Source organism: Novipirellula methanifontis, from assembly GCF_052161655.1.
Classification (GTDB): Bacteria; Planctomycetota; Planctomycetia; order Pirellulales; family Pirellulaceae; genus Novipirellula.
Genome location: NZ_CP197418.1, coordinates 5,623,115 through 5,648,066 on the forward strand (window position 1 = coordinate 5,623,115; position 24,952 = coordinate 5,648,066).

At 53.6% G+C, this 24,952-nt stretch carries 18 protein-coding genes; 8 read left to right on the top strand and 10 right to left on the bottom strand.

Annotation, left to right across the window (positions count from 1 at the left end):
* Window positions 1–300 precede the first annotated feature (300 nt).
* The 3 genes from SH528x_RS20455 to SH528x_RS20465 all read left to right on the top strand — a co-directional run bounded on the left by SH528x_RS20455 (window position 301) and on the right by SH528x_RS20465 (window position 3,036).
* Window positions 301–429: a hypothetical protein gene (locus SH528x_RS20455; protein ID WP_442505308.1), complete on the top strand. Its 129-nt coding sequence runs from the start codon at window positions 301–303 to the stop codon at window positions 427–429.
* 100 nt (window positions 430–529) lie between these two features.
* The gene (gene nhaD, locus SH528x_RS20460) at window positions 530–1,861 is read left to right on the top strand and encodes a sodium:proton antiporter NhaD (RefSeq protein WP_442505309.1); all 1,332 of its coding nucleotides are present in this window, start codon (window positions 530–532) and stop codon (window positions 1,859–1,861) included.
* Window positions 1,862–2,280: 419 nt separating this feature from the next.
* Window positions 2,281–3,036, top strand: a complete 756-nt coding sequence (locus SH528x_RS20465) for a hypothetical protein (RefSeq protein WP_442505310.1) — start codon at window positions 2,281–2,283, stop codon at window positions 3,034–3,036.
* Between the two features lie 262 nt (window positions 3,037–3,298).
* Here SH528x_RS20465 and SH528x_RS20470 read toward each other — a convergent pair whose 3' ends face one another.
* Together SH528x_RS20470 and SH528x_RS20475 are read right to left on the bottom strand one after the other, a co-directional pair.
* The gene (locus tag SH528x_RS20470; protein ID WP_442505311.1) at window positions 3,299–3,895 is read right to left on the bottom strand and encodes a nitroreductase family protein; all 597 of its coding nucleotides are present in this window, start codon (window positions 3,893–3,895) and stop codon (window positions 3,299–3,301) included.
* 163 nt (window positions 3,896–4,058) lie between these two features.
* Window positions 4,059–4,988 carry a DMT family transporter gene (locus SH528x_RS20475; RefSeq protein ID WP_442505312.1) on the bottom strand — a complete coding sequence of 310 codons (930 nt, stop codon included), beginning with the start codon at window positions 4,986–4,988 and terminating at the stop codon, window positions 4,059–4,061.
* Between the two features lie 247 nt (window positions 4,989–5,235).
* Between SH528x_RS20475 and SH528x_RS20480 the strand changes: the two genes are divergently transcribed.
* On the top strand, window positions 5,236–6,018 hold the full coding sequence (locus SH528x_RS20480) for a GAF domain-containing protein (protein ID WP_442505313.1): 783 nt from the start codon (window positions 5,236–5,238) through the stop codon (window positions 6,016–6,018).
* Between the two features lie 55 nt (window positions 6,019–6,073).
* Here SH528x_RS20480 and SH528x_RS20485 read toward each other — a convergent pair whose 3' ends face one another.
* Both SH528x_RS20485 and SH528x_RS20490 read right to left on the bottom strand, forming a co-directional pair.
* Entirely contained in the window at window positions 6,074–6,958 is an 885-nt protein-coding gene (locus SH528x_RS20485; RefSeq protein WP_442505314.1) for a metallophosphoesterase family protein, read from the bottom strand.
* A gap of 128 nt (window positions 6,959–7,086) precedes the next feature.
* Window positions 7,087–7,800, bottom strand: a complete 714-nt coding sequence (locus tag SH528x_RS20490) for a peroxiredoxin-like family protein (RefSeq protein WP_442512147.1) — start codon at window positions 7,798–7,800, stop codon at window positions 7,087–7,089.
* A 285-nt stretch (window positions 7,801–8,085) separates the two neighbouring features.
* On the opposite strand from SH528x_RS20490, the gene SH528x_RS20495 reads away from it, so the two are divergent.
* Window positions 8,086–9,240 carry a DinB family protein gene (locus tag SH528x_RS20495; RefSeq protein ID WP_442505315.1) on the top strand — a complete coding sequence of 385 codons (1,155 nt, stop codon included), beginning with the start codon at window positions 8,086–8,088 and terminating at the stop codon, window positions 9,238–9,240.
* A gap of 14 nt (window positions 9,241–9,254) precedes the next feature.
* Here the strand turns inward: SH528x_RS20495 and SH528x_RS20500 are convergent, their stop codons facing one another.
* On the bottom strand, window positions 9,255–10,487 hold the full coding sequence (locus SH528x_RS20500; protein ID WP_442505316.1) for a glycosyltransferase: 1,233 nt from the start codon (window positions 10,485–10,487) through the stop codon (window positions 9,255–9,257).
* Window positions 10,488–10,894: 407 nt separating this feature from the next.
* Between SH528x_RS20500 and SH528x_RS20505 the strand changes: the two genes are divergently transcribed.
* On the top strand, window positions 10,895–11,899 hold the full coding sequence (locus SH528x_RS20505; protein WP_442505317.1) for an SMP-30/gluconolactonase/LRE family protein: 1,005 nt from the start codon (window positions 10,895–10,897) through the stop codon (window positions 11,897–11,899).
* Between the two features lie 318 nt (window positions 11,900–12,217).
* Here SH528x_RS20505 and fdhA read toward each other — a convergent pair whose 3' ends face one another.
* On the bottom strand, window positions 12,218–13,426 hold the full coding sequence (gene fdhA / locus SH528x_RS20510) for a formaldehyde dehydrogenase, glutathione-independent (RefSeq protein ID WP_442505318.1): 1,209 nt from the start codon (window positions 13,424–13,426) through the stop codon (window positions 12,218–12,220).
* A gap of 446 nt (window positions 13,427–13,872) precedes the next feature.
* On the opposite strand from fdhA, the gene SH528x_RS20515 reads away from it, so the two are divergent.
* Window positions 13,873–16,047, top strand: a complete 2,175-nt coding sequence (locus SH528x_RS20515) for a DUF1592 domain-containing protein (protein WP_442505319.1) — start codon at window positions 13,873–13,875, stop codon at window positions 16,045–16,047.
* Between the two features lie 25 nt (window positions 16,048–16,072).
* Complete coding sequence (locus tag SH528x_RS20520) at window positions 16,073–17,419, top strand: DUF1552 domain-containing protein (protein ID WP_442505320.1); 1,347 nt, start codon at window positions 16,073–16,075, stop codon at window positions 17,417–17,419.
* 212 nt (window positions 17,420–17,631) lie between these two features.
* Here the strand turns inward: SH528x_RS20520 and SH528x_RS20525 are convergent, their stop codons facing one another.
* The 4 genes from SH528x_RS20525 to SH528x_RS20540 form a co-directional block, all read right to left on the bottom strand.
* Window positions 17,632–18,660: a transposase gene (locus tag SH528x_RS20525; protein ID WP_442505321.1), complete on the bottom strand. Its 1,029-nt coding sequence runs from the start codon at window positions 18,658–18,660 to the stop codon at window positions 17,632–17,634.
* Window positions 18,618–18,974 (bottom strand): transposase, encoded by a 357-nt coding sequence (locus tag SH528x_RS20530; protein WP_442505322.1) that lies wholly within the window; start codon window positions 18,972–18,974, stop codon window positions 18,618–18,620. Before SH528x_RS20530 ends, SH528x_RS20525 begins: the two co-directional genes overlap by 43 nt.
* A 483-nt stretch (window positions 18,975–19,457) precedes the next feature.
* Window positions 19,458–21,518 (bottom strand): DUF1583 domain-containing protein, encoded by a 2,061-nt coding sequence (locus tag SH528x_RS20535; protein ID WP_442505323.1) that lies wholly within the window; start codon window positions 21,516–21,518, stop codon window positions 19,458–19,460.
* Window positions 21,515–24,946 (bottom strand): DUF1583 domain-containing protein, encoded by a 3,432-nt coding sequence (locus SH528x_RS20540; protein ID WP_442505324.1) that lies wholly within the window; start codon window positions 24,944–24,946, stop codon window positions 21,515–21,517. The genes SH528x_RS20535 and SH528x_RS20540 overlap by 4 nt, the downstream gene beginning before the upstream one ends.
* Window positions 24,947–24,952 lie beyond the last annotated feature (6 nt).

Below are 24,952 nucleotides of genomic sequence, written 5' to 3' on the forward strand. Positions count from 1 at the left end.
GCCAACGCAATCATACAATCACGCAAAATCCAGCCAATCTCTACTGTATTTTGTCAAATGCCGCTGCTGCACGCTGCACAACGCCCACCGGCGGATTGTGCGGTGAGTCGTCAAGCGTCACTACGATGATGCAACTGAGCAGCTTTTTGCAGGTAGGCTGCAATGCCATGCAGATCCCTCACTTCTCTTGTGTCTGCCCGTCTCACCGCTACAAGCACGCTTGTCGCATTAAGGTTGGTTAGCGGGGCAGAATCCGGTACAGCAAGTCACCATTCGGTATTGGCACAGCGAATGCGAACGATGCCAAATCTCACGACTCTCGCAGCGGATAGGGTGCAAAAACGTGACGCGGCTTGGGTGTTGGTCGATCGCGTTGTTGCCCGAGGCAGCAAACCCGAGACCGATTTCACCGTTAGCGCGCACGAATGAGATACTCTGCAATCCGTTCTTTGCAATCCGTCTGTACGCCCATGCTAATTTTTGACGCCTCGCATTTTTTCTCCCCCCCTCAATCCCATCATCCATTTCGATGCACATCCTGATCGTTTCTGTTTTTGTATTGGGTTACCTCTCGATCGCGTTAGAACACAAAATCAAAATCAATAAGGCGGCCAGTGCTTTGTTTGTCGGAGTATTGTGTTGGTCCTTGTATGTCACCAATCTAAGTTCGATGATCAGCCCCGAAGTGATCCCGACTTGGTTCACAATGGAAGCGAAATCGGAAGGCGTAACAAACATCCCGTTGCATTTTGCGATCGACGCTCAACATTTACATCTAACCGGTGAAATCGCCAGCATCCTGTTCTTCTTGATGGGAGCAATGACAATCGTCGAACTGGTCGATTCGCACGAGTCGTTTGCGATCATCACCAATCGCATCCGCACGACCGATAAGCGAACGCTGTTGTGGACCGTTGGCGGACTGACCTTCTTTCTTTCAGCGGCGCTGGACAATTTGACCACCACGATTGTGATGGTGTCACTGTTGCGAAAACTGATTCACGACCGCGAAGATCGTTTGCGGTTTGTAGGTCTTGTTGTGATCGCGGCGAACGCAGGCGGTGCTTGGACCGTGATTGGTGATGTGACCACCACGATGATGTGGATCCAACACAAGCTGGGAACCGTCGAAGTGATGCAGAAACTCTTCCTCGGAAGTTTTGTTTGCCTGATCGTTCCATTGATCGGTTTCTCGTATTCCATGCCCGGAAAACTATCGGAGGCGGAACGCGAAGTAGCTCCCCAAAATGACATTCAACCGTGGCATCAATGGTTGTTCCTGGTTCTAGGTCTGACGGCGCTACTCGGTGTACCGTTGTTCAAAACGTTTACCCATCTGCCACCCTACATGGGAATGATGCTCAGTCTATCAGTGCTGTGGGTTGTATCCGAGCTGGTCGGTCACACGCTAAGCGAAGAAACGCGTTCGACCACCGGAGTACTGCCGGCTCTGAAACGCGTGGACATGTCAAGCATTCTTTTCTTTCTTGGCATCTTGTTGGCCGTCGGGTCACTCGGGGCCACTGGAATTTTGCAGACCACCGCAAACTGGCTGGACCAAGTGCTGCCTAATCGCGAGGTCGTCGCGATTGTGATCGGACTCGTTTCTTCCGTCTTCGACAATGTTCCGCTGGTGGCCGCGGGGATGGAAATGTACGACTTGCCGATGAACGATCCATTTTGGATGCTGTTGGCTTATTGTGCTGGCACCGGCGGCAGCTGTTTGATCATCGGCTCCGCAGCAGGCGTCGCCGCGATGGGGATCGAAGAAATCGATTTTGTCTGGTACCTCAAACGCATTTCGCTTTGGGCGTTGATTGGATATCTAGCCGGAGCCGCAGTCGTCGTAGCAACGTTGTAACGCGAAGTTGCCGTACACACGATCAACCTCTTACCTTGCATTTGTTGCACGCCGGAGCATGCGAGCGCAAATAGTGCGCAAACGATCGCGTCGTTCAGTGGACAAATGCCGAGCGATGCTAAGACTGAACCAGTGTAACAAGGCAATACGACAACAATCCTCTAGAATAACGCGTCAATCCATCGTTTCTACACACCACGAATCGAATGCAAACAAATCCACTCAGTCGCAACGACTAGGAATTTCCGATTAGGATAACTATTGGAAAAGTATTTTTTGTTTGCCGAAATTTTGCTGCGAGAATTATTGCTGTTGCATCGGAGGGGTGATAGACTGAGTCTATTCGGGGGGCCAGGCTGTCGAGGGCAGTTTGCGTGTCTCCTGAGGAAGTTACGTGGAACTTCACGGGAGTTGGCAAAGTGCATTCTAATCGCGACACATGCTACGAGATTCTGCCTGCTCGATTCCGCCCCGCCCTGGTTTCCATGCTAGAGGCAATTGACTATGCAGAATTGACGAGTGGCAACTACTGGGAGTTTGCTGTCGAACTTGAGCGTTTGACCTCGTTCGGACTTACTCTAAATGATTTCCGTTGGCTCGTCCGCAGCCACTTTGTTGAACATCAATGCGAAGTCACGTTAGAGCGTGATGATGGACGTGCGTTCCGTCCCAGTGGCGATTTGACGTTCCCCGCACGAACGTGTTTCGTATTAACCAAGAGTGGAATCGATTTTTCGCGTCTCTATTGTTCCACGTCGGAAAACGATTTTCGCCACGCAAACCATGATCACGATTGGACATACAGCGACAGAGTCAATGAGCGACAATCGTTCGATTCGGCATCGGATCCTTCGGCGAGCGATGGTGACCCGCAACCTCAGTGGGACCCGGAACGGCGATTATTGCGGTTCAACGGTGTTTCCGTCAAAGAGTTCAAATGGACCGCGCACAACCAAGAGGCCGTGCTGAGCGCATTTCAGGAAGAGAATTGGCCTGCCAGGATCGATGATCCATTGCCGCCGCATGCAGAACAAGACTCCAAGCGAAGGCTTAGCGATACGATCAAGTGTTTGAACCGAAAACAGATGAACCCAATCCTGCACTTTCGTGGCGACGGAACCGGGGAAGGAGTCGTGTGGGAACAAATCAACCGGCATCGCTTCAACAGAACGTGATGAGCCATCACGCGGAGAGCTGACCACCTGCTTAGGACCGCCGGTGTTAAGACTGTCGTAGCAGAACTCGTCAACGGCTTGTTGATTTAGTGAGCCGTGACGCGTCAGCGGCCGGGTCCCGCGCACTACCCGGTGCCTTACGGCCCACGGCTCACCGTTGCGATTTGCATTTCGATTAAATCAACAAGCCGTCAAGAGTTTCGACCAGCCTGCAAAACGCACGTCTTGACGACTTCCGCTACGGGAAATCCCTCACTTATTGTTATTTCCGAGCCGGGTTTCCCCATTTGCCTGAAAACACAAACTCAGACAACGATTTACGTTGTCGCGGTGCGACGTCACGTTCTTTCAGTTCCGCAGGAAGCTTTGACGGATCCGCCGCGTAACCGATGGCGATTGCCGTCAAAGGCTGGACACCGTCCGGAACCGCAAAGACTTCGCGAGCTTTGTCGGCGTGAATTCCAATCATTTGGTGAACGGACAACCCACGCGCCGTCGCTTCCAGACAAATGTTTCCCGCAGCGAGTCCCAAGTCATGGGTTGCCGCCGCGTTGGGTTTGCCGTTACGCGAGAACGTCAAACTCGTGCAGCACAGCAACAAGACGGGGGCGGACTTGGCCCAAGCTTGGTTGGCGTCGACTAAGCACGACAACATTTGTTCGAATCGTTCGTTATCGTCCCGAGTCGCCAGAACAAAGCTCCACGGTTGTTCGTTGTACGACGACGGAGCCCAGCGGGCGGCTTCCAATAAACTATCGATGTCTTGTTGCGAAACCTCGCGATCATCAAATCCATAAGGACTCCATCGTTGGCGGATCAATTCGTGAATGGGATGATCGGTGGATGCCTCTTTGCTCATATCAAATACCGTTGTTTGAAAGTGAATTTGCCAAAAGCAGGTCAAGATAAATCATTCGACCTGATGTGTTAGCCCTAGTCTCATTTAGAGCGTCATCCGATGTCTTTGTCTACGTGCTCACTGTGTCCGACGTCGATCTTGGAGCCAATCTGCAATTCTAGCGTTAACGGCGTGCCACGAGGCTGACGCCAAAAATTGCGATCGCCATTCCAGCAAAATGCACGATCGACGAAGGTTCGTGCAGCACCATGATCGCCATCAACATTGTCAAAACGGGACCGACGGATCCGATCACCGTGGTTCGAGTCGCTCCGATCCGTAGGATGGCTTCGTTGATCATAAAACTCGGTATTACCGTGCAAACGAATGCCAAGATCAGTCCATAAACAAACACGATTGGGGCAACACCGAACAAGTCACTTATCGGATGCGTGCAAGCGTAATGCACGACGACGAAGAAAGTGGATCCGATCATCGCTAAACTGGTAAATCGCCTGCTGCCTATCCGCTGCATTGTCGGTTTGGCAAACAAAACGTACAGCGAGTAACTAAATGCCGAACCCAACACCAAGATGACGCCGTAACCGACATCGTCACCGCTGGAGAACATTCGTTCTTGACCGTACATCAACAAAACACCCGCATAGGTGCACACGATTGCTGTGATGATGCGTCTATTGATCTGCTCGCCCAAAAACATCCAGGCCAGGAACGCAACCATGGTCGGATAGGTGAATAACGTCAAACGTTCGAGTTGGGCGGTGATATATGACAACCCGGTCAAGTCGAGGTAGGACGCCAAGTAGTAGCCCAGAAAACCCAATCCAAATGAACGAGCGGCTAGCGATAGTTTTAATGGTTCATGTGACGCCGAGTTCGGCTGATACGCCAATACCATTACATACAAAGGAAATGCAAATAGCATTCGCAACGTCAGCAGTAGTACCGGAGTCGCCCCAGCGGCAAACGCCAATTTGATAAAAATTGATTTCAATGCGAATAGGAAAGTCCCCACAACCGCGAGCAAAACTCCCGACGCTACAACGGGAGCGATGTTGGTGATTGAACGGTTTGACGCAGTGGGTTCAGGCAATGAGGTAGCTCGGAGTCAAGCTTGCATGATCAAAGGTGGCGATTGGATCCGTGTTGGGATAAGAAGGGTAATACCTTTCTGCTGCTTGCGACACTTCCTCGCCTGACAAAGTTCGGCCTGCGGCTCTTGCAAGCGGTCCGCCGAAATATTCACAATTCTCCGGGGGGGCGGCTTTTTGCAACGTAACTTTTATTAGAACCATCGCCCCGACCATTGAAATTCGTGCTCGAAAACGAGGAGGCTAAAAATGGGAATTGACGTCGCTGAGTCATCGGCACTTGACTGCGTATTCGGACTTACCAGCAGAATCGTTAACGGTGCGACACTGGATGAAACGCTCAATTTCGTCTTTGAATCCTTTTCAGGTCTGATCCCCTACGATCGAATCGGATTTGCCGAAATCGACGAACTGGCGGAATATGCAACTGCACGGTGGCTCCGCTCGAACGAATCAACGCATCTGCGACTCGGGTACTCTGCCGCGCTGGCCAGTTCATCGTTGTCAGTGGTGCTGAAACTACGGCAACCGCGGATCCTCAATAATCTGAACGAGTATTTAGAACGGCGTCCGAATTCTCGTTCAACACGATTGATGATTCGCGAAGGAATGCAGTCCTCTTTGACTTGTCCGGTGATCGCAAATGAACAACCGCATGGATTTTTGTTCTTCAGCAGCAAAGCAATTGATTCGTATACAAAAACGCACATCAAACTATCGCAAGTGGTTGCGATCCAGCTAGCGATGCAACAGCTAGAAACGCAAAGGATCGCGGCGACCAAGAAACGTGCGTCGAAGTCACCGCCCGCAGACGAGCTCGCTGAAGCAGCGTTGTCGGAACCCGATAGGGGACCAAGACACCTTTCGTTGTCACAATTGGAGCCAGGAATGGTGCTGGCCGACCCAATTCAACTGGGTAACGGACAGTTGCTGCTCGCGTCAAAGGTCGTGCTGAGCGAAGTGTCCATCGAGCGGTTGATACGACTCGCGGTACGTGGATTCTTACGCGTCGAATCCGTGTGCGTGCTGTAACGACAAGTCGTGCTGCGTAGTCTTGAACGTTGCTCAGAAAGCCGTTCAACCTCGCTTAGCTTAAATCTCGGTCCGACTGCTTGCGGAAACCTTTAAGCCGGATCGTTCCATCAGTGCCCAACCGCAACGTCGAGTATCCGTTGTTCTCAGCACCTGAGCCTTCGACCATGGCCACCAAGGTGCAATAATGGATTCCACCAATATCGTTCAGGTCATTTTGATGGCTATGGCCTTGGAACACCGCTTTGACGTTACCGGTCGTTTCCAGCACTTTGCGAACCTCGGCATTGTTTCGCACCCCATGATTATTGTTGACGTCGATACGTTGGTGTGCGAATACCACCACATGTTTTCGAGTCGTGGCGAGGTCGGCGGCTAGCCACTCTAATTCGGCAGCCGGAATATTGGCATCGGTCCACTTGAAGTTCTTGCGTTCATACGCGACACCATCACTACGAAAACAAGAATCGAGCACGACAAAATGGTAGTCGCCTTGATCGAAAGAGTAGTACGACTTTTCTTGGCCGACGCCGCCCAAAAACTCTTCTTTCTTGAGCGTGTCAACGCAGTGATTTCCCAACACATAGTGTCGTGAATCACAAATCGTCGAGAACTGTTGATTAATCGTGCTTAGATACTTCTGTTCCGTTTCAACGGAATCGGCGGCATCGATCAGATCTCCGAGCTCGACCACAAAAGCGGGTTGGTCACGCTCGAATTGCAACGCGGCCTCTTCGAGCTTGCCCAAGGTCTCGCGGTAGTGGCGACTGCCTGCAGAGGGTTTGTCCGCGTAATGAAGGTCCGTAACCAAACCGACACACAGATCCGAAGCGGTTTCCTCTGCATAGATCGGCAGGGAAGAGACGGACGTGGCGGCCAATACCAACGTCCCATTCTGTACAAAAGCGCGACGCGTGAGTGGGGCGGTTCCTGGTTTCATGTCGGTGATTCTGCGAGCTAGAGTGGGGCGGTAACAGCACGGTGTCTCTTCGGACCGGAATGAATCTTACACACGTGCTCTGGCTCGCATATCATACAAACAAATCGCAGAAAATGTTTTCGGTAAGCCTATAGGCTTTTCACGGCTGCGATCACATCCACAGGTTCAGCCCGTTTTGTGTAGTCTGCGTTAAGATAGGCATAAGTAATATTGCCATCCGTATCAATCACATACGTCGCCGACAATGGCAACTCCGTCGCCTCGTTGCCATTGAAACTAGCCAATTTGTCTTGGAAGATCGGAACGATCGTTTCAGGGAGCGAAAAGACAATCCCGTATTGGCGGGCGAGTTGGCTGTCTTTGTCATGCAACGCAACCATGTTCAGGTTGTTCACGGCAGCCGTCTCTTTCGCTTTCTCGGGAAGCTCAGGCGTCAACACGACCAAGCGCGCCCCGGCACCTTCGATTGCCGAGAGCTGTTTTTGCATGGCACGCAGTTGTGCGTTGCAATAAGGGCACCAGCCGCCGCGATACCACATCAAAACCACAGGGCCTTCGCTCCACAGTTGGCTCAATTGGACCGATTTCCCGTCCCAGCCCGTCAGTTTGCCATCGACGGCCGCATCGCCGACCTGTTTCGCCGATTTTTCGATTCCGCTCGCCTTTACCTCAGCAACGCCATTTCGAAATTTCGCCACCATTTCGGGCGGGAATCGAGTCACAGTCGTTGCGGCAATTTCAGCGAGCTCCTGCTTAAGCATCTTTGGCTGGGGGTCGTCAGCGAGACTAGGCGTGGCCAGAAGAGCGAGAGCGAGCAGCGGGTACGTTGGCAGTTTAATCATTTGTAGATCCGGATTTTTTGAACGGTTAGGGAATAGCGATTGCGAAAAGAATGGAGCATTGGTTGCGTCGATCAGCACGAAGGGCAGTCGCCACGTTTGAGCTTCTGCGTCAGCAAACATGAAAGTTGGATGAAATTAGTCCAACCCCTCGTCGTGACGACTCGAGTGTCCCAACTTAAAGTGGATGTCCATCCCGCCGAGTGATCCGCCCCTTGCTGTAAGATACTGTGGCGGACCGCTATCCTGATTCGCTATCCCATGAAAAACACCCCAAAGAGAGTTCCGATGCTGCGTCATCCAATCTGTGTCGTTCTGTTACTGCTGACTTGCCAATCAACTCAAGCGAACCAGGACGATCCGATCGCGGTTCGCACTTGGCCCGGCGGTATCGTTTCGCTGGAAACGCACTGGGGATTGCGACTGGGGGTTGAAACCACGGACGCACTGGTCGATCACAAGACGCCGGCCGCGTGGGACCAAACGATCTCCACTTCCGCCGCCTACGATCACGTTTTGTTGCGTGAACCCAACGCCGCATCGTCGTCTTGGTTGCCTATCTCGGATGCCAAAACGGATGATCCGAACCAGGTTCGCGTTCAGTCGGCCGCGAAGGGCGTGATCACGATCACCGTGGACGGTGTTGTCATCGTGGTGGTCGATTCCGATGCGAAGGTCAAGAACACCGATGGGGTCGACCAAGTCGATGTCCTTGTCGTGCAAACCGCCGCCGATTCATCGCTCTCGCGAGAGTCTTTTGCACAAATAGTACGTCAGTGGCGTCCACGTTTTGTAATCCCACTTGGGCACGTTACCGCCGACGAAGCAGTGCGGAATTTTCAAGAAACAGCGGGAGCGAACGATAAGATCATTAATCAGACGCACAACACCTTTGCTGTTTCACGGTCGGCTAGCAAGACTTCGCAACCTCAGATCGTGGTCCTGAGCGATTCAGCTTGGTCGATGCCGGCAGAATTAGCGACTGAGTTCGATAAAATGGAGGGCGTCTGCAGCGAGTCGCAAAAAGTATTCGCCAAGCTGTCGGCTGAGCAGATGAATTTTCGGCCGGCAAACGGAACGCACACGCCGCGTTGGAATGCAGAGCACATGATGGGGCGACAATTGTTGTTCTTTTCCCAGATCTATCATGCCATCGATCCGGCGATTCCGACACTCGACTTGAATCCTAAGCAGATGCCTCCGGATTATGTCTTTGCTCATCCCGATTGGGACGGCGCCGAAGAAGCTCGTCAAATGCAACGCGTCAGCGATTTCACCCGTCGATACGCGTATCTACTCGATGGAGTCGAACTCGACTCTAAGGCTCCCGGAAGCCGTTGGCCGACGTTGCGTGCCTTGCTGAAACAAATGCAGCATCATTACGGCGAGCATACAGCAAACACCGAGAAGAAGTTTGACTTGCCCGGATTTCCCAAGTCGTAGTTCGTACCGGTTTGCTAACTCGCACTGCGGCGGATCACTCGGCCTCGCCATACCACGCCGTCGCTGATGAAATGGTGATAGATCGCACGAGCGAAACAGCATCCGATGGGAATGGCTGAAAATGGAAAGGCGAGCGCCTTCAGTGGGCGCATCTGAGCGAGTCGGCTTGCCAATATCAGTATCGCGGCTTGCGTGACGTACGCGCTGAGCCCACATGCGATCCACCACCAATCGTGCCGATAGATGCCGATCAGCAACACGCTGATTGGGATCCAATAAACGACTAGCGGCACCACGATCGCGGGAAATGCAAAAGCGATGTGCGAAACCGCGCCCAGGATGTTTTTGCTGAATCCCCAGAACGCATCTTGGTTGCTTTTGAAAAGCCGGACTGACAGAAGTTGAGGCGCCAATGCGATTTTCGTCGCGAATCCATTGGCTTTGATACTTCGTGCCAACATCACGTCATCCAGTGCTTCATTTCGCACACTCGCCAATCCGCCAATTTTGTCCAGCACGTCTCGCCGCGTCAACATAAAGGCTCCGGCGGCAACCGCGTGAGGCGAATCAGGATCATCAAGACTTGGGTTCAGAAACGTCACAAGTCCGAAGACCATCAAGTGCGGTACAATAGCGTTTTCCCAAAATGAAACCAAATGCACGTTCGGAAACAAACTTAGGAAGTCGCATTGTTGATCCTGCATATGATGCAGCGCAGTGATGAAACATCGAGGCGAGTGAATCACATCGGCGTCCGCGAAAATGACGTGGGGCCGGTTCGTAGTCTGATACGCGTGTTGCATTGCGTTGGCCTTGCCGAACCAACCGTCCACCAACGGCGGATCATGAATCACACGGACTCGCGAATCGCCCTCGGCAATCGAATCGACAATGGCCGCTGTCTGGTCCGTTGAGTGATCGTTGATCACGGTAATCTGAACGTCAACGTCTTCTTGCGCTAGAATGCTGCGGACTGCATTTTCAATATCAGCTTGTTCATTGCGAGCTGGGACAATCACATCGACCCGTGGCAAATCCGAATCCACATGCTCGATCGGCGAGAGCGATTTGGCGACGTAAAACGTGCGAATGAATCCGAGCCCAATCAGTACACTCAATAGCGTGATCGCGAGCGTTAGGATGGGCAAGATCGTCAAGGTCACGACTCTGTTTTCGATAGCGAAAATGGTTCCCGTCGGCCGAATTCTGCCGTAGCGAAACTCGCCAAGAGTTTCGTCCCGCCTCATTTGCGTTGCACTACGGTTGTAGCCGAACTCATCAGAGCTGGGGAGACGACACGATTGGCACGAGCGTCATGCACCCTATTTTTTCGTGACCAAACATAACCACTGGCTCGACGAAGTAGCGTGCGCAAAGCTGACGCGGCGTTCAGAGCGGATCGCCGCGTCAGCCTGACCGGCATTGTCGGCATAATCCGCGCGGTCCACGATAAACGTCGCGAAGCGATCGGTGTTGCCCCGGTGAAGGGAATCCTAACAAGAAATACCGGGTTTTAGGGCATCCCGGAGACTTTTTGAGTACAATTGCACACGGTTGTTGGAGCTGTTTCGCAGCTCCGACCTCTCCCTTACCTACCTAATGCAGTCGCTTTCTTCCCACCCGCTAGCCACCACCGACAGATCTACGCCCCATCATGCGAAATTTCTCTTTCGTTGCCCTAACCAGCTTGCTTGCTCAGCTCATTCTGTTTGGGACGACCATCGAAGCCCAAACACCAGCGACGATTGGACGTATTGAGCGTCTTGATCCTGCTTTGGATGCCCGGATTGCCGAGGACACCAAAATCGAGGTGCTCGCGAGCGGATTCACGTGGTGCGAAGGTCCCGTGTGGGTCAACGATGCCAACGGGGGCTACTTGTTGTTCTCGGACATTCCACGCAATTCCATCTTTCGCTGGACCGCATCGCGTGGTGTTGAAATGTACATGCACCCAAGCGGTTATACCGGGATCAGCTACTACGGACTCGAGCCCGGCAGCAACGGATTAGCGGTTGATTCCGAAGGCCGCTTAGTCGCTTGCGAGCACGGTGATCGACGTGTGTCTTTGTTGACGCGAGGTGGAGGCAAATTGACATTGGCGGATCGATTCGAAGGGCGGCGATTGAACAGCCCTAACGATTTGACCTTTGCGGAGGGTGGCGACTTGTATTTCACCGATCCACCTTATGGACTACCCGAGCGAGCAGCGGACCCCCGCCGTGAACTCGATTTTTGTGGCGTCTATCGGCTCGACTCGGATGGAAAACTGCATCTATTAACAAAGCAGCTCGCTCGTCCCAACGGCATTGGACTCTCTCCCGACCAAAAAACGCTTTACGTTGCTCAAAGCGATCCCGCCGCGCCGGTCTGGATGTCGTTTCCAATCAACGAGGACAAGAGTCTCGGTGAAGGCAAGGTGCTTCTTGACGCCAAAAGTTTCATGGCCGAATTTCCCGGACTGCCCGACGGCATGGACGTCGCCAAAGATGGCACCATTTATGGCAGCGGCCCCGGAGCGATCTACGTGATCCAGCCTGATGGAAAGTTGATCGGTCGATTAATCACAGAAGGCCGCGTAAGTAACTGTACGCTCAGCGACGATGAGAAGACGCTCTATATCACCGCCGACGACAAGGTCTGCCGCGTGCGATTGAAGTAAGGGGCGGTTCGCGTTTTATCTTTGATGCAGCTAAGCAGCTCACTATGAGTCATTGCACATAATGATCTGAGCCGACGGCGCTAGCCGCGGGCATGTTCAATTCAATGTTGCCGGGCCCGCGGCTAGCGCCGTCGGCTCACAAAAGGATCGACGTTTCACCGGTATCTAACGAACGACCTGCTTACCGTTGCGTTTGCAGTGGACCACGTTCTGGCGAACGTAGCACCTTTTTCAAGCTACGTCATTTCTCAAAATGCTGAAACGCCAGCGGACGGGCCGTTTTTTTGCGGCCCGAACACTGGCTTGCATTCGCGAATTCTAGGAAGCGCCCTGCAAGACCCCGTGGGGATCGAGGATGAACTTCTTCGCAGCGCCCTTGTCGAAGTCGTCGTAGCCTTGAGCGGCCTCCTCGAGCGGGATCACGGTTGCATTGACTGCTTTGGCAATCTGGCATCGTTCGTGCAAGATCGCCATCATCAAACCTCGGTTGTACTTCATTACCGGGCATTGTCCCGTCGTGAAGTGCAACGATTTGGCCCAGCCCAGCCCGATGCGGAGCGACAAATTCCCAGTTTTAGCCGCTTCGTCGACTCCACCGGGGTCTTCCGTCACGTACAGACCAGGAATTCCGACGCCACCGGCAACTCGCGTTACCTGCATCACTTGGTTTAGCACCGTGGCTGGTCTTTCCACACCCGAATCACCTCCGTGGCCGCGTGCCTCGAAGCCCACACAATCAACGGCGCAGTCCACTTCGGGAACGCCCAGGATTTGTTCGATCATGTCGGGAAGCGAAGCATCGGTTTTCAAGTCCACCGTTTCGCAGCCGAATGATCGGGCTTGAGCGAGCCGCTCTTCGATCATGTCGCCGACAACAACGACTGCGGCACCCAACAACTGCGCGGCGTGCGCACAAGCGAGTCCGACGGGGCCAGCACCGGCGACGTACACGGTGCTTCCCGTCGTCACGCCAGCCGTATAGGCGCCGTGATAACCGGTCGGAAAAATATCCGACAACATCGTTAGATCGCGAATCTTTGCCAGTGCTTGGTCACGATCTGGGAACGCTAACAAGTTCCAATCCGCGTAGGGCACCATCACGTATCTCGCTTGGCCGCCGATCCAGCCGCCCATATCGACGTAGCCGTATGCCGCACCGGGGCGATCGGGATTCACGTTCTCACACACGCCCGTGTCGCCTTCTTTGCAGCAACGGCAACGCCCACAGGCAATATTAAACGGCACGCTGCAAATGTCGCCCTGTTTGATGAACTCGACATCACGTCCAACTTCAACGACTTCACCGGTGATTTCATGCCCAAGCACCATACCGGCGGGAGCCGTCGTGCGACCGCGAACCATGTGTTGATCGGATCCACAAATATTGGTGGAGATCACTTTCAAGATCACCCCATGATGACACTGCCGAGATTTCCCTCGGTAATTCAACTCGAGTTTCGGGTCATCAATCGATTGCACGTCGACTTTGCCCGAGCCCAAATAAATAACACCCTTGTTATCTGACATCTGATCACGCCTTGAGAGATTTAGGGGAGAGGAGAGCGGAGAAACCGCTGCCGTGGAAAACAACACCACAGGGTCACTGATCAGTCTAGCAGATCCGTCATTGGCACTGTTGTCGACTGTAACCTCATCTATTAGCTAGCCGCCCATCTGTAAGAAATAAGTTACGAGTTTAAAAAAAGCGTCGGACAAGGCGTTAGAGTCCAGGCTTTAGACGGTACCGAATCAATCAGGAGGCACCGCTTCGATTTTGGCGACAAGATGCGGGATTCAGGCAAAGATGCAATCAAATATAGATGCTAAATCAGCTCACCTGACGGCTGAATACCTAGCAAATTTCGGTTAGACTGAAGAGGAACGTTCCCGGCATCGCAGAACGTCCCCCCTCGCAGAGATCACGCAACGCGATCGGTCTCATCAATCTCACGCTGGCAAATTATTTGATCCGAATGCCAAATTGCTTTTCGAGTCGTAGTCCTCTCCACAACTCCGCCGGACCTCGCGAAGTGTCAACGCGGTTCACCGCAGGCTACGCCGCGATGGCAACGATGATTCTGTTGCAAACCGTTCTCGCCGCTGATGCGGGGGCGGCTGAATCCGATCCGTCGATTAGCCGCTCGCTCTCCACCGTGATCCAAAAACACTGCGCGAGTTGTCATGGTGGCAGCGATGAAATCGAAGGTGATGTCGACCTTGTCCATCAGAGCGTCGGCGAACTAACCCAAGACGCGGAACTTGTTCGTAGCCTGATCGATGTGCTGGACCTCGAGGAGATGCCGCCCGAAGACGAACCACCGCTCGACCCGAATGTTCGGCGTCAGCTTGTGGAACATTTGAAGGAAATTTTGCAAGCGTCGGTTGCTGAGAATCAGACTTTCTCCCATGCACCAATCCGACGAATGAACCGCTTTCAATACAACAACGCGATCATGGATCTACTGGATCTACGCGTCATTGTGTTTACGCTGCCCGAGCGAATGATGCGTGAGCACAACGGGTATTTTCAACCTGAGAGCGGAAAGATGGCGGATGTCGTCTCTGTCGGTAATCGCCCATTGGGTAAATCACAGATGATCGAGCCACGGTTGGCGGGCGTCGCAGCGTTTCCCCAGGATCTGCGAGCGGAACACGGGTTCGATAACCGCGGCGATCATCTTTCGCTATCGCCATTGTTGATGGAAGCGTTTTTAAATCTCGGCCAATCGATTACACAAAGCCCTGATTTCACCGCAAAGAATGTCGGGATTTGGAATGAGTTCTTTGCACCGCCCGCTGCGGAACCGAACCTCGACGTCGCCGCCGAGACACGTCGTCGATTGCAGCCATTTCTTGTGCGGGCGTTTCGTCGCCCGATTGATCCGTCGCTGCTCGATCGGTATGTCGATTTTGTCACGCGTCAACTGGATGGCGGAGTCGCATTTACCGAGGCAATGAAATCGGTTACCGCCGCGACGATTGCCTCCCCCAACTTTCTATACCTGTACGAAAAATCCAGCGACCAGGAAACGGCAACGGGCATCGAAGACTACGAGCTCGCGTCACGGTTATCGTTTTTTCTATGGGGCAGTCTGCCCGATCAAACCTTGCTCGGACTTGCCGCCCAGGGAAAATTGACCAAGGCAAAGACGCTTGATGAGCAGATCGAGCGGATGTTGCACGATCGCAAACTTAAACGCTTTTGTGACAGTTTCCCTTCACAGTGGCTGCAGCTTGACCGAATCATTTCGTCCGTGCCAAGCAGAGAAAAGTTCCCGCAGTTCTATTTCGCCAAATACCGGGACAGTATGCACATGGCGATGGAGCCGTTGCTGCTTTTTGAAACGGTGCTGATTGAAAACCAGCCGATCACTCAGCTGATCGATTCCGATTTCACTTATCGATCGCCTCGATTGGAAAAGGCATATAGCGAGCTTCGCAGCGAATCAAAAGACATTCAACGCGGCGGCGGCGCCGTGGTGGTGTTGCCATTTCATCGAGTCCCGATAACCGATCGTCGCAACGGCGGTGTGATCACTAACGCCGCGGTCATGACGATGACCTCCGGTCCCGACCGAACCCAGCCGATCACGCGCGGAGCTTGGATTGCAACCGTCATCTTTAACAACCCTCCTGAGCCACCGCCAGCGAATGTGCCAGCGTTGGATGAGAAACCGCCTGAAGGCGAAGCCCATCTAACGCTGCGCGAACGACTTGCGATGCATCGCGAGCGAGCCGATTGCAAAGGCTGCCATGAACAGATCGACCCGCTCGGTTTTGCCCTCGAAAACTATGATCCAATCGGCGTCTGGCGTGACAAATACGATAACGATCGCGACGTCGATATGTCGGGCACACTGTTTCGCAAGCACGACTTTAACAACGTCGTCGAATTCAAAGACGCAATTCTCGCCGAAAAAGATCGCTTCGCGCGAGGACTCGCTGGGCATCTGCTTTCCTTTGCACTCGCTCGCGAGTTGGGGGCTGCCGATCAAGTCGCACTTGATCAAATCGTGCAGCTCAGCGCCGCAGATGACTACAGAATCCAAACTCTGATCAAGCAAGTGATTCGCAGCAAACCGTTCTTGAGTAAGACGAATCCAAAGAGAGAAACTGAGCACAAGTCCACGACGGGCGTGCACAACTGACATTCCCCCAAGCCAAATTTTGATTATGAGATCGACTTCACGACGAACGTTCCTACGCGGGATTGGCGGGACAGCATTGGCACTTCCGTGGATGGAGAGCATTGCTGCTGACGCAGCGACGAATTCGGTGCCTCAGCGAATGGCACATTTTTACGTTCCAATCGGTGTGGTCCGCCGCGGCTTCTTTCCCGGAGAAGCGGAGCATGTCATTCCGAAGGGAAACCTAGGCGGCGTGATGAAATCGCTTGGGAAACAGGATCCGAACCCGTTCGTCCGTCCGCTCGACGAACTCACTCCGACGATGCAACCGCTGGAGCTACTGAAACACAAAATCAACCTGATCACCGGGATGGATCGTGTTTTTCAGCAAGGAACCGACGTGCATGCGCAATGTGCCTCGTGTTACCTCAGTAGTGCAGTCCCCTACACAATCAAGGGCACCGCATGGCCGCTTGATCGGACTTTGGATCATGTCGTCGCGGATCATGTGGGAAAAACGACTCCGTTCCAAACGTTGGAATTCAGTTGCAACAGCCATCGCGACAACAAGGAATCGATTTACTTCGATAATATATCGTGGTACGGCACCGGGCATCTTGCTCCTTCGATCCGGGACCCACGCAAGATGTATCAGCGTTTGTTTTCGACAAAAGAAATTGATCGAGCGCGAGACATTACCGAATTGGTGTTAGAAGACGCGAAATCGCTCAAACGCGACCTCGGGTACTCCGATCAACAAAAATTCACCGAGTACTTTGATTCGATCCGCACCATAGAAACGCAGATGGATCGGCTCGAAAAGATGAAGTCCGCACTAGCCAAGGTCACTTTTGACGAGCCGCCCGAAGCCTATTTGCCGCGCGGTGAATACATTCGTTTGATGGGCGATCTGATGGTTGTCGCCCTGCAAACGGGACTGACCAATGTGACGACGTTCATGGTCGGACCAGAACGCTGGGATACGCCGTACAAGTTCGAAGGTCTTTTCGACACACCGCGAAGTCATCACCAGATGTCGCACAATCAAACCAAGTTGATTGACGATCTGTTGAAAGTGGATCGCTTCCATATGCAGCAGTATGTTTATTTGGTCGAGAAGATGGATGCGATCGAACAAGCTGACGGAACGTCGTTATTGGACAACACGTTGTTCACGTATGGCTCCGGATTGGGTGACGGTTCGACTCACCAGTACAACGACCTACCGATCATTGTGGCTGGCGGGGGCAAACGCACTCAATCGGGGATGCACATCAACCTGCCCGAAGGCACGCCGCTCGCGAATTTGTGGTTAACGCAAGCGCAATTGATGGGAGTCGAGATACCACAGTTCGCCGACAGCACCGGCACGATAGACCAGCTCCGCACGTAGTGCATACTTTAATTGATGCAGGTAGGGCCGGTTCCTACCGGCCAAACGACTGCTAAGCAGCTAGCTAGGACTAATTGCGCGGAATCCAATTCGCCGTTTGGACGCTAGCCTGGACCGCTAAAACGTTGGGCTTGTCATCGAATATTGGGGATGAGTTTTTTTTCGGCCTATACCGCAGTTACCTCTCCACCGACGAAGAGGTCGTGCAGCTTTTAAGCTGTTTGTTTTCCTAGACTTATGGCTCTTTGCTGTAGCTTATCCAGACGCAGGAGATTTTGAGCTAGGATCAACAGGCCTGTCTCGCAGCGGGCTCGCTCGATTCCGCGACCGTGAAAGCGGTCCACTCGCCGGTTCCCTTTGGCGTCGCCAAAGGAGAGTTCCACGGTTTGCCCGCGTAAACGATAAAGCGTCTTGCAAGATTCACTTGCCATCTTCTCGCGTTGAGCCTCCAGCATCTCTTCGCCTTCGATTCGCTTGATTCGTCGTGGGCCTTTACCGCTGAGACAGCGTTCGGCCAACGGACATCCCTCACAGAACTTCGCGTCACACTGATAGGTCGATTGGTACACGTATCGGTCGCCCATACGCATCTTTTTTTCTCGCCACAAATAGGCTAAGCGGTGACCTTGCGGGCACACATAGCAATTCAATGAGGCTTCAAAACGAAATTCTTCGCGGGGAATTTGAATTTCGCCGCTGCGTGACTTCCGCTTTGCAGCGCTACCGCTGGCCGATGGCGGTGCCAGCAGATCAATGTTCCGATCACACGCGTCAGTAAGGTCAAGAATGCTGCAGTAGCTGCCATCGGCCAGCACCCTCTTCAGTTGCCCGCCGAACATCTTTTGCGTCTTGTCGATCATGGGGGCCAGCGTGCCCGCATCGGTTGCAGAGGCTTGACACAGATAACTAACAATCAGTCGACTGACCGGATCGACCATAAATTGAACGGTATACAACGGCCGATACGTCTTGCGTTTATCGCGGCCCAGCGGCGCAATGGGGTCAGTCAAGCTGACGGTGATCTTGTCAGGATCTTTGCGTTTATCACTCGGCTTTTTAGCGTTTTCATTAATCCGTTGCTCCAGTACGATGGCGGCCGCCTCGATTCGAGAGGCCAAATCTTGTCGGCCTGACTCCGTTGGCGGCACCCATTTTGGAAGAGGATCGGTTCGGCAGTAAGTGCCGTCGATCAGTTCTTTTAAGAGTTCCTGTCGCCTCTGGAGAGTGTTGCGATTGACCATCCGAGCCGCGATGCACAGGCGGCAATCGACGTGCCATCTAGAGCCACCGTGGTCGGGTCAAGATGCCCTTGCTCGATGGCCCGTTGGGTCACGTCGTCATGAAGCCTCTCAATGACGTCGCCGATGCGATCACGAAAATCATACCAAGTTCGACGAGCCGGCGTGTATCCATGACCGAGCCATTGCATCGCTTCGTTGAGCTTGGCTTCTTCCTCCCAACTTGCAGGGCTGAGTCGTCCCTTGAGGAACTGATAGAGAACCATCTGCAAAAGCAGAATGGGATCGTAGGGCTCCTGGCCCCTATCACTGTACATCCGATCGACTTCGCTACGATCAAGTTGTTCAACCTGCCGGCGAACAATTCGTGCAAGATCGTCCGGCGGAAGTTTGGCATCAATTTGTTTCCATCGCTGATCGCTTGCTGGCAGAGGGACGGGGCGATAACTGACTTTTTAATCGTCTCTGAATCGTTTATGCTCATGGCGACCTCCGTATGGCTTGGAAAGAACAGCGACGCACATTCTGTGCGAAATCCCAATCCAAACGAAGGTCAATTTTTTTTGCGCTAAACCCAGTTGTTAAAACAACTCAGAACCTGCACGACCTCGAAGTTGGTGGAGAGGTGGCAGAAAACCGGCGCAACTAAAAATAGCAACGAGCCCAAAGCATTAGTGGCACAGCGCTAGCCCTGGTTAAACGTAGAAACGATGTTAACGCCAAACGGGTAATATACCGAAAGACTCCTGCCTATCTGTTTATGGTTACCGCGACGATGGGAGCAAAGTCGATGGCGTCGCTCATTCCATTGGACGGAGTGGATCGGTGACGAAATCAGCGGGAAGGGATTCAGGCCAGTCGCCGGTCAGTACTACGTTTCGCACTCGCGATGTCACGCTGCGCACGGCTCGATAAAGGCCGAACTGGTGGGGGCCGCCAAAGTCGTCAGGACGTTGATAGATCAGTTCATCATTGAGGGTGATTTGACACTTGCCGCCGGATCGTTTCACGGTGACAGCATTCCACTGTTTTTCTTTCAGCGGCAGTGGTCGGGGGCCGCGTCGATTCAGCGGTTCAATCGCTGCGTTGTCAGTTTGCAAACCAGTCCATTCGGTTTCGCCGGTGGTGATCCAGCGGACTCGAACGCCGCCGGACTCCACCAGAAACGCGAGCCTGCCAATCGCAGGATGCACGATCGTCGCATCGCTGTCGTACATAAACTCGTATTTTATCGTTTCGCCGCCGAGCAACGGTCGTTGGTATTGCAGCAATCCTGGCTTGCGGGCGGCCGCTTCATCCTCGTGTTTCGCTGCGTGAAGCTCACCTGACTGCAACTGCCAATCAAAACCGGATTCAGATTTCGGTTCAGCTTCACCAGCAGCTCGAAACGGGGGCTGCGATTCAGCAAAAAAGCCCGATTGCCAGCCACGCAACTGCTCGCCGGACGTCAGCTGCACTTCGCGAGGGACGACAGGCGTTCCATGAATTTGAATGTTCCGGAACACAGGCCGCTTGCTGCCTGAGCTTCTCAATCCAATCCATGGACTCGTTCCAACCGCTGCGTCATCGAACCAAACGGGATGAAAATTGGATTCAAATTTGGCACCGTCATCGGACGAATGAATCGACACATGATTAAATACAGGCTGCACGTCGTAGCGAGCGAAGGGCGAAGGCCGAATCAATGGGTGATCCGAGTCGGCGTCCCAAATTTGCAGCGTGTCTTTTCGGCCGAGAGCTTGGAATTGCAGACCGCCATAGACCAAGCCGCCATCGGTTCCGATCGCCCCGCCTTCTTGCGTCTCACAGACAAATTCAAATTCGCCGGCAAGGGGAAAGCGAAATAACAACACATCGGTCGTCCCGCCAGCCAGATGCAAGAGATGGCGTTCGTGAGAAAGCCACACTCCGCTAGGTTGCCCACGCTGAATATCAGTAGCCGACCGAACCGTCACGGGAACCCAATACTTCAGCCGGTTCTCGAACAATAGCTCCGGGCTCGATTGCCCACGGTAAATTTGCACCGCTGTTGCATGTGCGATTCTCAGAAACGGCCGCAATGCGATTGCATCGGCTTGACCGCCTCGGGCCACCAAGTTGTTCAACAATGATTCGGCGAACGGTTGCAGTTCCGGGTGCAACAATGCGGCGGAGGCAATCGCCGCTTGCCGCATCGCGTGAGGCGACAAATCAGCGCCAGCCGCCGGATCGTCGGCGGTCAACGATTGCAAATAGGCTTTGACTCGATCAAGGTCGCCTCGGCTGCCCGCAGCGTAAGCGAGCATCAGCAATTCGGAGGCACCGGCGACGTCGGCTTTTTCGAGTGCTTCGAGCGTCGACCGTAATCGAGCCAACCGGCCCACCTCGTTGGCCGCTTGCACGAGCATCCATCCGCTGCAAAAGAAGCCTCCGACCGGTCCCACCGATGCGATGGCGAACGTCGAATCGAGTGGGCGCTGGCCCAATGATCGAGCAAATACTTTGGGTGGGGCGTCTGTCGGCACAGGAACCGCCAATAGTCGAACGTGTTTCCGATTTTCCGTTGGCAGCGTCCATTTTTCCAACCGATCGAATTGTTCATCGGCACTTAGTTGAGCGAGTGAGCGATTCACGCCCGCCGCAGCCGAAGGCAAACTGCTGTAAGCAAGGTCTCCGAATGTAAGTGGTTGGTCGACGAGTTCTCCAAGCGACACGAGCGCTTGATCAAGATCACGGTCGGCGAGTTGCTGCAGAATTTTGCTCGAATCTGCGGTTGAAGTTTGTGCATCGAGCGTCGTCGGCAACCAGAACATGATGATCCCGGTCACGAAAACGATCGGGAACAAACGTGCGGCGAAATGGGGTGGCTTGATGATCATCATTGGAACAGACCGCGAACGGAATCGAATAATCGGGTGGGAAGCGACTTGGTAGGGGGCGTAGTGGGCATGGGGGAGCGTGGTTTGATCGTGCTCGGAGCGGAGTTTGCGATGGGGGCAACGGAAAGCCGCGTTAGCTGCTGGGCCTTCACATCAAGCGACTTGACCAACATTTGCGAACTGCGATCCGAGCCCCCCGTATGCAGCATCATGCGAACGCCGAAAGGAATCAGTGGCACATCGGGTGCACTCGTCGACCCGATCAAATACTCGTGTTGCTCGGACTGGACACCTGCATAGAGATAGACTTTCTTGCCACGTCGCAGCAGTCTTAGATAGTCGGGCGATGCAATACCCAAACTTCCGATTCGGTTGTAGCTGTATCCCTGAGCGTTGCGAGTGCGGGATTGAGCTTGACTGACGATCGCACCGCGAGGCGATTTTGACAGCATGGCGTTGAACTGCATGCGATCCTCATCCGATGTCTCCACTTGCAAGTACATTTGGGTGTAGTCGCCCTCTTTGGGATCAGCAAGCTCATTCGGCTCGAAGGCAAACGAAATATCGAAATCGCCGTGGATGGCATGTTTGAGCGAGATCCCGGCACTGGTCCAATGATCCGTGCCCACGGAATCGACCAGGATGCCGCCTGTGGATCGATTCCAATCGTGCACGTTGCCCCACGTATGGAAATCGTCTTCATCCAGCGGCGTGGTGCGAAAGTCGCAGTGAAACGAGGCAGGAAGTTGATCGCGTTGCTCGTTGAACTTCGCCAACATCGCATCAGCGGACTCTGTCGCTAAGCCGCTTAAACGCTCCGCGCGGATTTCGATCTTCTTGAAACGAGCCCGTGAATATCCACCGGCTCCTTGAATTTGCACTCCAAATTGAATCCCGAGCTCCTGCAGATCGTCGACGGTGAAATCATTCTCGCCAATCAGCTGGAATTGACTCGAATCGTTTTCAGCATGCAAGTAGTAGATTTTGTTTGCACGGCGACATATTCGTATGCGACCCGCAGTCGCCTCGGTCGGGTGACGTCCAAAATAATGTCGACGATCCTCTCCGTTCACTTTTTGCATCTTCATACATTGGACCGAAAACTTGTCGTCACGGCCCTTTGTGCACTGGACGGCGCCGACGTCATTCAACTCGTTTGCAGCACGCACATACATTTGAATGCTCGCGACTTTCCCTGGGTCGGCGTCATATTCGTATTGATCATAGGACAACACGACATCAAAATCCCCTCCAACGTCAACCGCCGTACCTAACAGCGTACCGCTATATCCTTCTGTTCCGTCCCGCAATAATCGCACACCATCATCGGAGGATTGAACATCGGCACTGGCGTTCCCGGTAACCACCGTGAACTTGCGATCGAGGATCGATTGCGAATCAATCTCTTGTATGAATAGCTCGGGAAGATCTTCGGCGGTCCGATCAAGTTCTGCGTTGGCATAAACGGCTAGGTCTTGGTCGTCCAGTGCAGGCAGGTGCTTTGGCCAGTCACCGGTCCAGTGTAGATTACGCACTCGCAAATCCGATTGATCGGCATAATGAAACAGTCCAAACTTTCGCTGCAAACGGTCCGATTCCAGCACGGCTTGGTGGATTGGTTGGCCGTTAAGTAATAGACGCAGTTCATCTCCCGTCACTTCGACTTGCATCTTGTTCCAGCCGTTCGCATGCAAAGCCAGCTTTGGCTGATCATCTAAAATCGGGCTTACATTGTCGCTGCGCAACGACGAGCGTTCGTAAAGACCATCGGTCAATTGGTGCAGCCGGACGCCTTCGTCGCTGAGTAAGTAGCAGTTACGGCCCACAGCGGGATGGGCGATCGTTTCACCGGGGCTGTACCAGAATTCGTATTCAATCGAGCCGTCCTCGATCATCGGTCTGCTGTAGACCAGTAATCGCTCGTCACTGCTTCCCGAAGGAAGCTCCGTCGCGCGAGCATCGGTGATCTCCGTTGCCGTGTCGCCGGATTGCAGCGATTCGATGCTTCCCTTCCAATCGGTCAACCGATGCGTTGCCGCAGTGGGGCTGTCAAAGTAGTCGTACCACTCGGTCAACTCGGGGGACGTGACTAACGAGATGGTGTCGGGGATGATGGGCGTTCCCGTAATCCGCAAATCGTCAACGCCCCCATGCGTATTATAAGAACTGCGAACTGCGATCCAGGGATCGCGACTCGGTGTCAGCGGCTGGGCGTCAATCTGTCGCGCGTTATAGAAGGTCGTTGCCTCGGTTTCACGGACCGCGGTACGAACGTGAATCGAGCCGTGACCATGGATGTCCTGCATCGGACGATCCAGTGGGACGCGTTGGAGTTCCCCGGAAATGTTTCCGATCGCATAATGGCGATGATCGTAGATCAGCCCGGTCCATTTACCGGCAATCATTAACTGCGTGTCGCGATAACCGAATCCGGTGACATCGGTTTCAATGTCAAAACTACCTTGCAGCGGTGATGCGAAAAACAGAAAGTCGTCGCTATGGCTTGACATCTTTCTCGCTGACCCCGGAGTGATGTACCAGTTTGCTGCGGGATAGCCATTACCATGTTCAAATGCTGAACTACGGCTGACGCGGTGCCATTGAGTTGTGTCGAGCTCGCCTGTGTACAAACCGTTCGGATGCAGTGCGTTCTCATGTCGCTGAGACTGCACGTATAGCTTTGCATGGGCGGCCCAGAAATGACGATGCCATGCCGTCCGATGGAGGTCTTTGAGGTAATGCTGAGTCACGATCTGAGCCGACTCGCGGACAATCACACTTAATTCAGGGGACTGAGCGGCCTGGTCTGCACACAACAAAACCGCTTGCCGCGATTCGTCTAGCAAGTCAGTATCCGAGAGCGCCAACGAGAAGAGCTGTTCCATTAACTCGCCAGCCAACGCGATGTTACCTTCCTGGATGGCCAGCAGTGCAAGTAGCGCCGTTTGATCGCATTGGTTACGGGGCGAGTCAGCGCGGCATTGGGTGATCGCTGTGCGAATCGCATCGGTTTCCTTAAGCTCGCTGGCCAAACGAAGCCACTGGATTGCCGGCGAGACGATTCGTCCGGCGGGTTGCGGGGGCGATGTAGCTGGATCGGAGTGATTTAGCGAAACATAATCGGCGGTCACACGAAACCCCGAGTGTTGATCGTTGGGCAGAACCCAATCGCTCAGAAGTTCAAACGCACGCCGCTGTGGCATGCTGCTTGCGTGATTACAAATCAGGACTCCGCTTTCGGGAATGTGTTGCTGAGCAAACAGAGCATCCAGGGCAAGACCATCTGATTTTCGCGGTGCGGCGTCAGCGCTGGGTTCTGCGCCCTGCGCGTATGTTGTCGAGACGCTCAACATCAGGATCATAAACAACCCGATCGTGCCCCGTCGCGAACGATCGCAGTAAATATCGGTAGCTGTGGAATTGCGATTCATAGCATG

Coding starts and splice junctions, on each gene's coding strand:
- SH528x_RS20490 (WP_442512147.1), bottom strand. CDS start 7,800: ATGATTAAACTGCCAACGTACCCGCTGCTCGCTCTCGCTCTTCTGGCC.
- SH528x_RS20540 (WP_442505324.1), bottom strand. CDS start 24,946: ATGAATCGCAATTCCACAGCTACCGATATTTACTGCGATCGTTCGCGA.
- SH528x_RS20485 (WP_442505314.1), bottom strand. CDS start 6,958: ATGAAACCAGGAACCGCCCCACTCACGCGTCGCGCTTTTGTACAGAAT.
- SH528x_RS20535 (WP_442505323.1), bottom strand. CDS start 21,518: ATGATGATCATCAAGCCACCCCATTTCGCCGCACGTTTGTTCCCGATC.
- SH528x_RS20525 (WP_442505321.1), bottom strand. CDS start 18,660: ATGGTCAATCGCAACACTCTCCAGAGGCGACAGGAACTCTTAAAAGAA.
- fdhA (WP_442505318.1), bottom strand. CDS start 13,426: ATGTCAGATAACAAGGGTGTTATTTATTTGGGCTCGGGCAAAGTCGAC.
- SH528x_RS20515 (WP_442505319.1), top strand. CDS start 13,873: ATGCCAAATTGCTTTTCGAGTCGTAGTCCTCTCCACAACTCCGCCGGA.
- SH528x_RS20520 (WP_442505320.1), top strand. CDS start 16,073: ATGAGATCGACTTCACGACGAACGTTCCTACGCGGGATTGGCGGGACA.
- SH528x_RS20470 (WP_442505311.1), bottom strand. CDS start 3,895: ATGAGCAAAGAGGCATCCACCGATCATCCCATTCACGAATTGATCCGC.
- SH528x_RS20505 (WP_442505317.1), top strand. CDS start 10,895: ATGCGAAATTTCTCTTTCGTTGCCCTAACCAGCTTGCTTGCTCAGCTC.
- SH528x_RS20480 (WP_442505313.1), top strand. CDS start 5,236: ATGGGAATTGACGTCGCTGAGTCATCGGCACTTGACTGCGTATTCGGA.
- SH528x_RS20495 (WP_442505315.1), top strand. CDS start 8,086: ATGCTGCGTCATCCAATCTGTGTCGTTCTGTTACTGCTGACTTGCCAA.
- nhaD (WP_442505309.1), top strand. CDS start 530: ATGCACATCCTGATCGTTTCTGTTTTTGTATTGGGTTACCTCTCGATC.
- SH528x_RS20530 (WP_442505322.1), bottom strand. CDS start 18,974: ATGTACAGTGATAGGGGCCAGGAGCCCTACGATCCCATTCTGCTTTTG.
- SH528x_RS20500 (WP_442505316.1), bottom strand. CDS start 10,487: ATGAGGCGGGACGAAACTCTTGGCGAGTTTCGCTACGGCAGAATTCGG.
- SH528x_RS20455 (WP_442505308.1), top strand. CDS start 301: ATGCCAAATCTCACGACTCTCGCAGCGGATAGGGTGCAAAAACGTGAC.